We start from the raw sequence: 12948 nt of genomic DNA on the forward strand, positions 1-12948 counted from the left end.
CTATCATGATTGTTAAAACAAATCGGTAACGCAACCTTTGGCTGCCGATGATACCGTTTTGGCGTATTTGTACAAGCTTCCCGACTTTATTTTTAATTCAGGTTGCTTCCATTCTTTTCTTCGTTGTTCGAACTCTTCGTCCGAAATGTTGATATTGATGGTGTTGTTAACGGCATCTATTGTAATTTCATCGCCATTTTTCACCAAGGCGATTCCACCGCCAACTTGTGCTTCGGGGGAAACGTGACCTACTACAAATCCGTGGGACCCGCCAGAAAATCTTCCATCAGTAATCAATGCAACATCTTTTCCAAGACCAGCTCCCATAATGGCGGAAGTGGGTTTCAACATTTCGGGCATTCCAGGCGCCCCTTTTGGGCCTTCGTAGCGAATGACCACCACATCACCCTTTTGGACCTTTCCATTATGGATCCCCTCGTTAACGGCAGCTTCACTGTCAAAAACGCGAGCTGTCCCTGTAAATTCGAGTCCTTCCTTGCCTGTGATTTTTGCCACAGCTCCTTCGGAAGCCAAGTTTCCGTATAAAATTCGGATGTGTCCGGTTTGTTTGATTGGTTGTTCCTTCTTTCTGATGATGTCCTGACCTTCGTCCAAATCCGGGGCATCCAATAAGTTTTCGGCCAAGGTTTTTCCTGTAACGGTCATGCAATCACCATGAAGCATGCCTTCTTTCAGCATATACTTCAATACCGCAGGAACTCCCCCAACTTTATGAAGGTCTTCCATCAAATATTTTCCACTTGGTTTTAAATCGGCCAATAAAGGTGTGGACTCACTGATTCGAGTGATGTCCTCCAAAGTAAAATCAACCTCGGCAGCATGTGCGATTGCCATAAAATGAAGTACGGCATTTGTTGAACCACCAAGAACCGTCACCAACCTAAACGCATTTTCCAAGGCCTTTTTGGTAACAATGTCCCTTGGCTTGATGTCTTCTTTCAATAAATGGTACAATGCAGCGCCAGATGCTTCGCAATCCGCTTGTTTTTTATCGTTCACCGCAGGAATCGAGGAGTTGAAAGGCATGGACATGCCCATAGCTTCAATGGCAGATGCCATGGTATTGGCTGTGTACATACCTCCACAGGCCCCCGCACCCGGACATGCTTTGTGAATGACTTCTTTATATTCGGTCTCATCTATGGCACCTGCCACTTTTTGCCCGTAGGCTTCAAAAGCGGAGATAATATCCAATTTTTTATTGTTGTGGCACCCCGGTGCAATGGTTCCCCCATACACCAAGATGGAGGGGCGATTCAATCGTAATTGGGCCATTAGGGCACCGGGCATGTTCTTATCACAACCTACCACGGTGACCAAACCATCATAACTCATGGCATGAATCACCGTTTCAATGGAATCCGCAATTATATCTCTCGAAGGTAAGGAGTAACGCATTCCTGGCGTCCCATTGGAAATTCCATCGCTTACTCCAATGGTGTTGAAGATGAGCCCTACCAAATTGGATGACTCCACTCCTTTTTTTACATCGAGGGCCAAATCGTTCAGGTGCATGTTACAGGGATTGCCCTCGTACCCTGTGCTTGCTATTCCGATTAAAGGTTTTTGCAGATCTTCGTCTGTTAGTCCAATCGCATGCAACATGGCCTGTGCGGCGGGCAGCGTTGGATCTTGTGTTACTTTTTTACTAAACTTGTTCAATTCCATTATCAAATTTCATTCAAATGCAGTATTCTTCTGAATATATATCGTAATTCAAAGATATATGTTTAAAAAGCCCTAGATTTTTAACAGTTCTTGGCTGTTTAAATCCACTGGAAACATAATATGAATAAACCACTGTTATTCAAACTTTTAGACCAATTAAAATTCCAATATTCAATTAATTTTATTACAAATAAAAAAGGCCTGTATCATGACGATACAGGCCTTTTTTAGTCAATAGTAAAGTCTGTATCACTCCATTTCTGGAATAATTACGACCTCGATAATGACTTGTTTATTTGTATTCATACAGCAATGGTACAAATTTTTTGCAAAAAAAACTTCAATTCTAGAAAAGATTTCTTTTAGACCAACTTAAACTTTAACTCATCCCCATATTTTTTCTGCGCTAAAACAGATATGGACTCTTCGCTCAATTGAAGTATGCGAGGATAACCCCCTGTGGTCTGGCCATCTTTCATGAGAATGATCATGCGGCCTGCAGGAGTTAACTGAATAGTACCCGGCAGCGTACCCGATGTCAACATGGAATGTGAATGTCCCGCTATCAACTCTGAAAGCTGGTAGGCCATTCGGTTGTTTTCTTTGGAAACGGTATAGGTCTTTGCAAAAATCTCCGTAAGCTGACCATCGGACAACAATGAAAACTCTGGGCCTTTGTAGACTTTCAAGGTTTTTTCTTCAAAGTGCTCCTCAATTTTCACCTCTGATATTTTGGGCTTGTAATTTTCGGTCTTATTGTAAGGTATCTCATCCCCGTCTTTAAGTCGTGCCGATTTGGTTACCGGATAAAACTGAGAGCGGCTACCTAGGACCTTTTTCGATTGAAACCCTCCTTTGATGGCCAAATACCCCCTAAATCCTTTCTCAAGTCGACCATAGGATAGAATATCTCCTTTTCCGATTTTAATGACCGAGTAATTATCAATGGGCTCATTGTTCAGCGTAGCCACGATATGGGCTCCGGACAAACTTATATACGTATCAGTATCAAACTGAAGCGTAGGACCTGTCATGGTGATTTCCAGAACAGCATCATTCTCATCATTCTCCAATAAAAGATTGCCTTTTTTTACCGATTCAACATCCATGGCACCGGCAATCGGCACACCAACATACCGATGTCCGAACCGCCCTAGGTCTTGAACTGTCAAATAAAGTCCGGGTTTCAATACTTTAAGCATTCAGAACAACTTTTTCGGGTTCGTAAATACCTACCTCGCCTTCAATTTTATGAAGCTCGTATTCTGCTTTGGATATACTTTCGAACTGTATCTTGTCCCCTACTTTTACAAAACAGGGCTCATTTTCCTTCGAAGGATCGAACAAATCAACGGGGCAATTGCCGATAATATTCCACCCACCTGGCGAATCTTGCGGATAAATACCCGTTTGTTTGCTGGCCAACCCAACAGAACCTTTTTGCACTTTTAATCTTGGTTCCGATCTACGTGGAATTTCCAAAGTTGGAGGAAGTCCGCCCAAATACATAAAGCCAGGCAAAAAACCGATGCCGTACACCACATATTGATGCGATGTATGCTGTTTAATTAGTTCTTCCACAGAAATATCCAATGTATTGGAAACCTCTTCGATATCCATTCCAAATTCAAGGTCGTAGCACACGGGCAATGTCCATAGGTGTTGGACACGTTCCATTTTGGATTTGGCCTGCTTTTCTTGGCACTCCAAAATCATGTTTTTGGTCTCCTCAAAATCTATGTGATCTTGATTGTAGACCATCGTCAAGGAATTATAGGCAACGGACATTTCCCAACCAGGGATTTCCAACTCCTTAAATGCGTCCATAAAATCGAGGATGTCTGCCAAAATGGACTCACTCACCTTGTCCGGCCATTCTACTAAAACAGCTCGTTCTCCAAAGGGTTTGATGCTAATGGGGTAACTTTTCATTTTTGTATGTGCACCTGGTTCTCAGCTAATGTTGTAGAAAGATACATTAATATTTTTAAGGCAGAAATTGTATCGCCATGTATACATAGGGTATCTGCTTGTATTTTGCACCATACACCGTTCGCGGTCATAACCTTACTATCTTTAATGATGGGCAAAATGTGGTGTAGCACTGCTTTAGGTTCTTCTATCAGGGCATTTTCTTGTTTTCTGGAGACCAAGGATCGGTCAGAATTGTAGTTTCTGTCCGCAAAGGCTTCAAACCAAACTTTAAAACCTTGTCCTTTGGCCATTCTTGATATCTCTGAGCCAAAAGGAAGGTATAAAACTGCCTTTTCTTTGTAATCTGCAATAGCTTCCAAATATACCTTTGCCAAATGCTCGTCCTTTGCCGTCTGGTTATACAGTGCCCCATGGGCCTTGATATGGTGCAATGGAATTCCTACCTGCTTCAAAACCTCATCAAAGTCCATCAATTGTTGTTTAATATTTTGTATTAAGTCTTTGTTTGAAATATCCATCACCTCCCTGCCAAAATTGGCTTTATCGGGGTATGATGGATGGGAACCTACTTTAATATTGGATTTCTTGGCAAGTGAAGCGACCTTCAACATGGTTTTCTTATCACCTGCATGACCGCCACAGGCAATATTACAGGAACTTATAAATGGGAAAATATCGGTCTCGTTGCCAATTCCTTCACCAACATCACAATTAATATCTATCTTAAACTGACTCATCAAAACAATCCGATTACCTTAAATATACTTTTTGTCCCTAGAAATATGGCAAATACCACAATGGTGATTCCGAATACATTTTGCAGCAGACTATTTTTATTTTCACCCATTACCGATTTTTTGTTTACCACCCATAATAACAATGAAGCCATTACGGGAAGTAAAATTCCGTTGGCCACTTGAGCAAATTGAATCACTTCGATAGGTTTTATATCAAAAGAAAGAAACACCACGCCACATAAGAGCACAATGGCCCAGACCATCTTAAATTTTTTGTCCTGCATACCACCTTCCCAACCAAAGCAACTACTTGCCACATAGGCTGCTGCCAGTGGTGCCGTTATTGCCGATGTGATTCCAGCAGCCAAAAGTCCGATTGCCATAAACAGGAAAGCCATTTTGCCAAACAAAGGTTCCAATGCCATTGCCATATCCAAAGCATTGTTTATTTCCGAAATGGGCGCAGCGGAAGCAGTGATCAATATAGCCATGGAAACCAATCCTCCAAGACCTATGGAAACAATGGTATCCCAATTCACTGCTTTTAGGTCACTTTTGGAACTCCACTTCTCTTTCACCAAAGATGCATGCAAAAACAGGTTATAGGGAACTACTGTGGTTCCGACCAAGGCGACAACAGTAAGCAATCCGTTTTCGGGTAACTTTGGAATCAACATTCCTTTTAATATTTCAGAAATCGATGGTTGAGTGATAACGGCACAAATAATAAAACTGACACCCATGATCCCGACAAGTCCCACAAATATTTTTTCCAAAATCTTATAGCTACTGAACCACAATAACAAAAAGATGATACCACCTATAATTACCGGCAAAAAAGGTCTCAATTGTTGCTGGGGCACCAATTGTTCAAGCCCCAAAGTGGCCCCGCCAATATTCCCTGCTTCGTAGGCCGCATTACCAATAAGAATAGCTCCTAGAACTATAGCTATCACCATGTTTTTGACCCACTGGATTTTGAGTTCCGTTCGTACCACATCCACCAGTCCACTTTGCGTAACAAGACCTATTCTACCTGTCATGGCCTGCAATACAATGGTTGCCATTATGGAAACCAACAGTGCCCATATAAGGTCATATCCGAATTGCGCTCCGGCAAGTGTGCACATGGTTATAGTGCCCGGTCCTACAAAAGCTGCCGCAACAAGAACGCCCGGTCCTATTTTTTTAAACATTGCTCGTTGGTTTTGAAGGATTAAAGTAAAGGTATAAATGGACAAATCATGCATTTCATCCGAAAAAGTGTATTTCGTCTAAAAGTGGATTGCCGTACGTCGATTTTTTATACTAATTCGAAAATGTTAAAGTTATAATAGTCCCAAATCGTACTAAGACTTAAACCTTGAAAACAACTTATGACATGTAAGGATTGCGGAAAAAGCATAAACCCCCGACAGTATATCGCATCAAAAGAATCTTTAGGTGTTACGCTTTGCGAACGACATACAAAACTTATTAAAAAGGTAATTCTCGATAACGACACTCCTATTGAAGCCATTCACCTTTTTTATGCCCTAAGAGACGCTGGTGTGCATCCCATGCTGGAGTGGTGGGACGGCAAAAAATCCGTAGACATTGCTATCTCCCGAGTTAAACTCAACATTGAGATTGACCAGAACTACAACATGATTACGCATGAACAGGCCATAAACGACCTTGAAGATGCCATGCATTCCTTTAAAAATGGCTTTACGACCATTAGGATACCGCATTTGGCCATTAAATATTATTTGGATGAAACCGTTGAGAATGTTCTTGGGATCATCTCCGGGTTAAAGGCCAACATCAAGGCAATTTAATTACTGAAGGATAGGGTATTCTCTTTTTTGGTCTGTTTATATTCCAGAATGTTGATGACCACCAAATCCTCTCCAATGTTTTCTAAATCGTTGACGTAGTTTTTGCCTATGTTTTCGAAGTATTCGGTGTCCCCTGGATTTAACTTGATCATATCTATTTTACCGTTACCGTATCTAGTGATCAGCAGTCCCCCTGTTGTACAAACCCAGCCATAATTGGTATTGTGTCTCCTAAAATTGAGTCGTTCGCCGGGAAGTAAACGTAGATCCCAGAGCTTGATGCTCTCGTCCTCAAATATCAACCTATTGCTTAACGACTCCTTAATTTGTTGATGTAGCAACTCATCAATCTTCTCCTGCTCCCAAGGGTCAAAATTGCCCACTGGGTTCAACTCCACAAACTGCATGTTCTCTGTTTTCTAAAATCGTGCAAAAATAAACCATAAAACACTTTAAAACAGAATGTTATACCACATTTAACGAATTAGTTGCATTTTTCATCGATTATATTGGTTTTATTGTGAATTTACTCAATTACAGGTATTTAAATTATTTTTTTATGATTGATTACTTATCGATTTTTATCTAATTTGGAGCCAACAACCAAAACCAACCATGAAAAAAGTTCTTCTTGCCATTTTGGGTCTATTTGTGATCCTTGCTGCAATTTTAATCTTCAATACGATGTCGCTAACCTCCAAACAGGTTGAACCAGAATCTTTGGAGGCGATGGATTTTCCTGACAACGCATTTATAAATTTATCCAAGGCCGTACAATACAAGACTATTTCCTTTAGTGAAGATGCCATTCCAGATTCTACTGCTTTCAACGGGTTTCATCGGTTTTTAAGTGAAGCCTACCCTCTTTTGCATCAAACTTTAGAATTGGAAAAAATAAACGGATACAGTCTACTGTACAAATGGCAAGGTTCCGACCCGTCGCAAAAACCAATTGTCTTGCTTTCCCATCAAGATGTGGTCCCTGTAGACCAACCCACATTATCAGAATGGGAAGCTGGCCCCTTTGAAGGAAAGATTACGGACAGTCATGTCATTGGAAGGGGAACATTGGATGACAAGAGTTCCTTGATGGCACTGATGGAGTCGGTTGAAACTTTATTAAAAGAATCTTTTACCCCCAAACAGACCATTTATCTGGCGTTCGGGCACGATGAGGAACTTGGGGGAAAGAATGGTGCCAAAGCCATTGCTTCCCATTTGAAAGAACGCGGAGTACGTGCTGCAATGACATTGGACGAAGGTGGCTTTTTGGCCCAAAAAATGATTCCTGATTTTGAGAAAACTGTTGCCATGGTGAACTTGGCAGAAAAAGGATACGCATCTTTTAACCTGATTGTGAAGACCAGTGGGGGCCATAGTTCTGCCCCTCCTGAAGACAACACACTCGGAATGCTTGCCCAAGCCATTGTAGACTTGGAGAACAATCAACTGCCCTATAAATTGGTAAAACCCTTGGATTATCAATTTGAGTACATGGGTGCGGAAATGCCCTTCTTCAAAAAAATGGCTTTTGCCAACCCTTGGCTTTTTAAAGGACCTGTACTCAAAGCCCTAAATGCTCATACCACAACAGCACCTACCATAGTGGAGGGCGGGGTTAAGGACAATGTTATTCCCACGGTGGGCAAAGCCACCATTAATTTTAGGATATTGCCCGGCGAAACCATTGAATCTGTTAAAGAACATATCAAGAAGACGATTGGAGATGGAATAGATGTTGAACTCAGTGGCTTTGCCACCAACCCATCCCCTGCCTCTGGAATAGATTCAGATGCGTTTAAAAACTTAGAAAAAACCATTAGATCTGTGTTTCCCGAAGCCGTTGTGGTGCCGGGCTTGATAGGTGGCGGTACGGATGCCAGATATTTTTATGATGTTTCTGATGATGTATACAGGTTCTACCCTATTCGAATAGGTCCGGACAGTATGACAAGATTCCATGGAATTGATGAAAAAATTGGCAAAGAGAACTACAAGGAAATGATAGTGTTTTGCTATAATCTAATCAAAAGGTTCGACTAAAATCAAATTTACCTATGAAAAACACTAGAATCGTTATTACGTTGATACTAACACTAAGCGTTGCAATCGCTAATGCGGGTTACCCTAAAAACAATACAAAGGGTAAAATTGAAAATCCAAATGATTCGTTAAGACTAGCAGAACTAAATAATTTTTGGTCCGAAGTTTCGAGAACGGTAAATGAGGGAGACTTTGAAGGCTATAAAGCTACTTACCATGAAGATGCGGTCGTTATATTTACAACTGGGGAAAACAAAACATCTGTATCAATTGCAGAGGCATTGCAGCACTGGAAGCAAGGTTTCATGGATACCAAGACAGGAAAAACGCAGAATAGTGTGGAATTCCGTTTTTCACAGCGAATAGGTGACGAAACTACCGCACATGAAACAGGAATTTTTGCTTACCAATCCAATAATGGGGCTGGTAAAGCCAGTCAAAAACAATTCGTACATTTTGATGCCTTGCTCATAAAACGTGATCAAGCTTGGTTGTTGGTAATGGAATATCAAAAATCCAAAGCAACTGAAGAAGAGTGGAACTTATTGGAATAATCTTGAAATCTCTACTAAATTGTATCTGGGTGTTATTTTAGCACAGAAAAGAAAAATAGCCTTGTATCATCCCAACCAGCCTTCTCTGTCCAGACTCCGGTACTGAATGGCCTCCGCAATGTGCGACTCAACTACTTGTTCCGACTGTTCCAAATCAGCAATGGTACGAGAAACCTTTAAAATTCTATCATAAGCCCTAGCCGAAAGATTCAGCCGTTGCATCGCTTCTTTTAATAGGTTTTTGGAAGATTCGTTCAATCGGCAAAACTCTCGAATGTGCTTGGTTCCCATTTGTGCGTTGTAATGAATGCCTTCAACATGTTCAAACCTACGGGTCTGTAATTGGCGCGCTGCTTCTACCCTTTCCCTGATTACAACACTGCTCTCTCCTTTACGTTCTTCCGATAGTTTATCAAAAGGCACGGGAGTCACCTCAATATGAATATCGATTCTATCCAATAAAGGTCCAGAAATTTTTCCTAGATAGCGTTGCATTTCCGCAGGCGAAGATGTCACTGGGGCATCAGGATCGTTAAAATAACCGCCCGGACTTGGGTTCATACTGGCCACCAACATAAAACTACTGGGGTAGGTCACGGTAAACTGTGCCCGGGCGATGGTCACTTCCCTATCTTCCATGGGTTGCCTCATCACCTCCAAAACCCTTCGTTCAAATTCGGGAAGTTCGTCCAAGAACAATACGCCATTGTGCGATAACGATATTTCCCCGGGCTGGGGATAGCTTCCCCCTCCTACCAATGCTGCGGAACTTATGGTATGATGGGGATTTCGAAATGGCCGTTGGCTCATCAGCCCCTTGTTCTTCACCTTGCCTACCACGCTGTGGATTTTGGTGGTTTCCAGCGCTTCATGAAGCGTCATTGGAGGCAAAATTGAAGGCAATCTTTTGGCAAGCATGGTCTTTCCTGCTCCCGGCGGGCCAATCAGAATAATATTGTGTCCGCCCGCAGCAGCAATTTCCATACAGCGTTTTATACTCTCTTGACCTTTTACGTCCGCAAAATCAAATTCGGGTAAATGTAAATGGTCATAAAATTCCTGTCTTGTATCTATTTCTGTTTGCTGAAGCGGTTTGTCCTCGTCAAAAAAACCGATAACCTCTTTTATGTTCTCGACCCCATATACTTTCAGTCCATTTACCACCGCTGCTTCATTCGCGTTTTCTTTGGGCAGTATAAACCCCTCAAAACCTTCCTCTTTTGCTTTGATGGCAATGGGCAGAGCACCTTTTATGGGTTGTACACTTCCATCGAGGGAAAGTTCTCCCATTATTAAGTATTTTTGAATGTTTTCTGACCGGATTTGGTCCGAGGCGGCCAAAATACCAATCGCCAAAGTAAGGTCGTAGGCAGACCCTTCCTTTCGTAGGTCGGCAGGCGCCATATTGATGGTGATTTTTTTTCCGGGAATACGGTACCCGTTATTCTGAAGAGCCGCAGCTATCCTAAAATTGCTTTCTTTAATAGCGTTATCCGGTAATCCAACCAAATGATAACCAATGCCTTTATCTATATTTACCTCTACAACAATTGTTGTTGCTTCGATTCCAAAAACGGCACTTCCGTAAACTTTTATAAGCATATAACCTTTCTTAATTGAAAAAAGACTGAAAAAATAGCCAATCTCCAATCAAAAAAATCAATGGTTTGACGGATACCCTAATTTGAATTGACGAATGCCCCTTTTGAATTAACGAAAGATCAAAACAGATGCAGCAGTTTCTTCAATTTCCTGCTTGTTCATCATCATTTTACGGAACTCTCCGTTGACATACATCTGTGCTTGATCATCGTAATGTTTGCTCAGGGGGTTACCGGATTGCCCGGTCGGCAAAATACTGATACTGTTCTCAATATCAGAGAAATCTATGATTCTACGGGTCGAAGGTCCTGAATTCACCTTATAGAAACCGGTGCTGTCGTAAGGAAAAGCAAGGTTGTTTATTACCTCACGTGTACCTTCTACAGGGAATGGTCCCACATTGAAGTATTTTCTCAAGGATGCCACTTGGCCAAAGGGGTGCCCATGTTCCAAAGTATGTACCTTGTCCCAAGTCCACTGGCTAGTATCCTCTCCAAAGTCTTTAATCAATGATTCCCATGTCTGAGCGAACGACATCAACACGATATCCTGCCTTGTTTCCACTACATCTGGAGTGTTGACGTTGTCCCACCATTTTCCGGATTTCATGCTGGAGCCCCAAGCTATCTGTCTCTTAAATAGATGCGTGGACAAGAATTGTTTGAACATTTCTGGGCCCAATTCGTCTTCCATGGTGTTCTTCACCATAAAATATAGCGTCCTGTGGTATATCACCGGGCTAATGGATTTGAGCTTATATTCCCCGTTCCAATTTTTCATAGAGTCCAAAAGCACCAATTGCTCATTGTTCAAGCTTGAAACATCGAACAATTTAATCAACTCGGTTACCACCTCCGTGTTCACTGGAGAGGTAACATCCAATATCATCTCAGAAATGGATTCCCTGTCCCAATCATCTTTGGCTTCCAATAACTGCACAATCCGCTTGGCACGGTTTTCAGGCAAATAATAACCGGGATAGAGCATTCCGGCAATGGAATCGGGCTGGTTGTTGGCAGAATACACATAGTTCCATGGTGGATTCTCGGCCATGGGATTTTCCGAAAAGTCCAAATAGCGCAATGGCTCCTCTTTGCCTGATGTGCCATCCAAAATAAACTTGGTGGACAAACTGTCCGGCATCTCGTAAAGCTTGGCGGTTGCCCACCATGCTACATTTCCTTGGGCATCACCATACATTACATTGAGTCCTGGCGCATGGATATTGGGCAAAGCGCTTTTAAACTCTTCCATGTTGGTGGCATGACTCAACCCATACAAGGCATGTATCACCATATTCTTGGGTTTGGTATATATCCAAGACATGGCAACTGGTTTTTCCTCCGAAATTTGGTCAGCAATATTGTTTAAGACAGGTCCGTGGTGTGTTTTCTTGTAAGTAAACGATACATTCTCACCATCTTTTACTTTAATGGTTTTATTTACAAATTCATAGTCCTTCCATCCTTCTGCTGTTTTGTATTTGGTACTATCGGATGGATGGGTTTCTTCATAATAAAAATCGATGTCATCGTTCTCGAACATGGTAAGGCCATATGCCAGATTTCTATCGTGACCTAACAATGGAAACGGAACTCCTGCCAAATGATATCCATATTTTTCGTAGATGGGAGTACTCACATGGGCCTCATACCATACCGAAGGTTGAGCAAATCCTATATGTGGGTCGTTGGCCAAAATTACCTTGCCCTTTTTTGTTTTTTGTGGGGCAACTACCCAGCTATTGCTACCCTCGAATTGTGGAATGGGCAGTTTGCTAAGAGCAGCGGTCACACTTGCAGTAATATTGGTCCCCAAAGTATCGGTAACCTCTCCTTTGTAGTTTTTTATCCATACGGTAGAGGTATCTGAATCAATCGCCAAGTCTTGCATATACTCTTCTCCGAGCTTATTTCGCATACTAGTCAACAAAGGGTCCGTTTTGTGGGCCATGGCAAAGCTAAATGCCATGTATCCTACGGCATTATATACATCCTCAATAGTGAAAGGTTCCTTGTCTATCCCGGTCAAATAAAATTCAATAGGGGTTGGTCCTTGTTTTATGAATTCATTAATCCCATCCAGATAAGCCTGCGCAAGCACAATGGTTTCGCTATCAGTATCAAGACCGGCAACAGTTTCCTTTGTATGGTCCGCAATTCCCAACGATAGAAAAAACTTATCAGTTCCTATCATATCTTTTCCAAAAACCTCCGAAAGCCTGCCTTTGGCCACTCTTCGAAGCAATTCCATCTGCCATAATCTGTCCTGAGCATGCACATAACCCAATGCTCTCAGGGCATCAGCCTCGTTCTCGGCATAAATATGTGGAATCCCGTAGGAGTCAAAATATGTGATTACTTCATTGGAGATACCGGGCAGTTTTTTTTCACCGCTATAATCCGGTTTTAGGGAATTTAAGAATATAGCAATACCAATAATTACAAGTAGAAGGAATCCTGCAATTGCAAGAAGAATCTTTTTGTACTTTTTCACGAAGATGGGTTAAGTCAATTAGTACCCTAAGGTATAATTAATTTCTTAGATGACTTAAAAAAGATGTTGACA

11 protein-coding genes are annotated in these 12948 nt (G+C 41.8%); 3 read left to right on the top strand and 8 right to left on the bottom strand.

Features of this window, described 5'->3' with window-relative positions; translation table 11 throughout:
- Positions 1–12: 12 nt before the first annotated feature.
- From ilvD to GUA46_RS08360, 5 genes are all read right to left on the bottom strand, one after another.
- On the bottom strand, positions 13–1689 hold the full coding sequence (ilvD, locus tag GUA46_RS08340) for a dihydroxy-acid dehydratase (protein ID WP_176620105.1): 1677 nt from the start codon (positions 1687–1689) through the stop codon (positions 13–15).
- Positions 1690–2051: 362 nt separating this feature from the next.
- Complete coding sequence (locus GUA46_RS08345; protein ID WP_176620106.1) at positions 2052–2891, bottom strand: 5-oxoprolinase subunit C family protein; 840 nt, start codon at positions 2889–2891, stop codon at positions 2052–2054.
- Complete coding sequence (gene pxpB / locus GUA46_RS08350) at positions 2884–3621, bottom strand: 5-oxoprolinase subunit PxpB (protein WP_176620107.1); 738 nt, start codon at positions 3619–3621, stop codon at positions 2884–2886. Before pxpB ends, GUA46_RS08345 begins: the two co-directional genes overlap by 8 nt.
- The gene (pxpA, locus tag GUA46_RS08355) at positions 3618–4361 is read right to left on the bottom strand and encodes a 5-oxoprolinase subunit PxpA (RefSeq protein ID WP_176620108.1); all 744 of its coding nucleotides are present in this window, start codon (positions 4359–4361) and stop codon (positions 3618–3620) included. Before pxpA ends, pxpB begins: the two co-directional genes overlap by 4 nt.
- Positions 4361–5557 carry an Nramp family divalent metal transporter gene (locus GUA46_RS08360; RefSeq protein WP_176620109.1) on the bottom strand — a complete coding sequence of 399 codons (1197 nt, stop codon included), beginning with the start codon at positions 5555–5557 and terminating at the stop codon, positions 4361–4363. The genes pxpA and GUA46_RS08360 overlap by 1 nt, the downstream gene beginning before the upstream one ends.
- Positions 5558–5737: 180 nt before the next feature.
- On the opposite strand from GUA46_RS08360, the gene GUA46_RS08365 reads away from it, so the two are divergent.
- Positions 5738–6181 carry a hypothetical protein gene (locus GUA46_RS08365; protein WP_176620110.1) on the top strand — a complete coding sequence of 148 codons (444 nt, stop codon included), beginning with the start codon at positions 5738–5740 and terminating at the stop codon, positions 6179–6181.
- Here the strand turns inward: GUA46_RS08365 and GUA46_RS08370 are convergent.
- Positions 6178–6588, bottom strand: coding sequence for a hypothetical protein (locus GUA46_RS08370; protein ID WP_176620111.1), 411 nt, complete (start codon positions 6586–6588; stop codon positions 6178–6180). The two genes, GUA46_RS08365 and GUA46_RS08370, sit on opposite strands and share 4 nt — an antisense overlap.
- A gap of 208 nt (positions 6589–6796) precedes the next feature.
- On the opposite strand from GUA46_RS08370, the gene GUA46_RS08375 reads away from it, so the two are divergent.
- Positions 6797–8224 (top strand): M20 family peptidase, encoded by a 1428-nt coding sequence (locus GUA46_RS08375; protein WP_176620112.1) that lies wholly within the window; start codon positions 6797–6799, stop codon positions 8222–8224.
- A gap of 14 nt (positions 8225–8238) precedes the next feature.
- Positions 8239–8778, top strand: coding sequence for a DUF4440 domain-containing protein (locus GUA46_RS08380; RefSeq protein WP_176620113.1), 540 nt, complete (start codon positions 8239–8241; stop codon positions 8776–8778).
- Positions 8779–8844: 66 nt separating this feature from the next.
- Here GUA46_RS08380 and GUA46_RS08385 read toward each other — a convergent pair whose 3' ends face one another.
- Both GUA46_RS08385 and GUA46_RS08390 read right to left on the bottom strand, forming a co-directional pair.
- Positions 8845–10380 (bottom strand): YifB family Mg chelatase-like AAA ATPase, encoded by a 1536-nt coding sequence (locus tag GUA46_RS08385; RefSeq protein ID WP_176620114.1) that lies wholly within the window; start codon positions 10378–10380, stop codon positions 8845–8847.
- Positions 10381–10488: 108 nt separating this feature from the next.
- Positions 10489–12876 carry a penicillin acylase family protein gene (locus tag GUA46_RS08390; protein ID WP_176620115.1) on the bottom strand — a complete coding sequence of 796 codons (2388 nt, stop codon included), beginning with the start codon at positions 12874–12876 and terminating at the stop codon, positions 10489–10491.
- Positions 12877–12948: the final 72 nt, after the last annotated feature.

Origin of the sequence: Flagellimonas chongwuensis, from assembly GCF_013376415.1 — a bacterium.
Classification (GTDB): Bacteria; Bacteroidota; Bacteroidia; order Flavobacteriales; family Flavobacteriaceae; genus Flagellimonas; species Flagellimonas chongwuensis.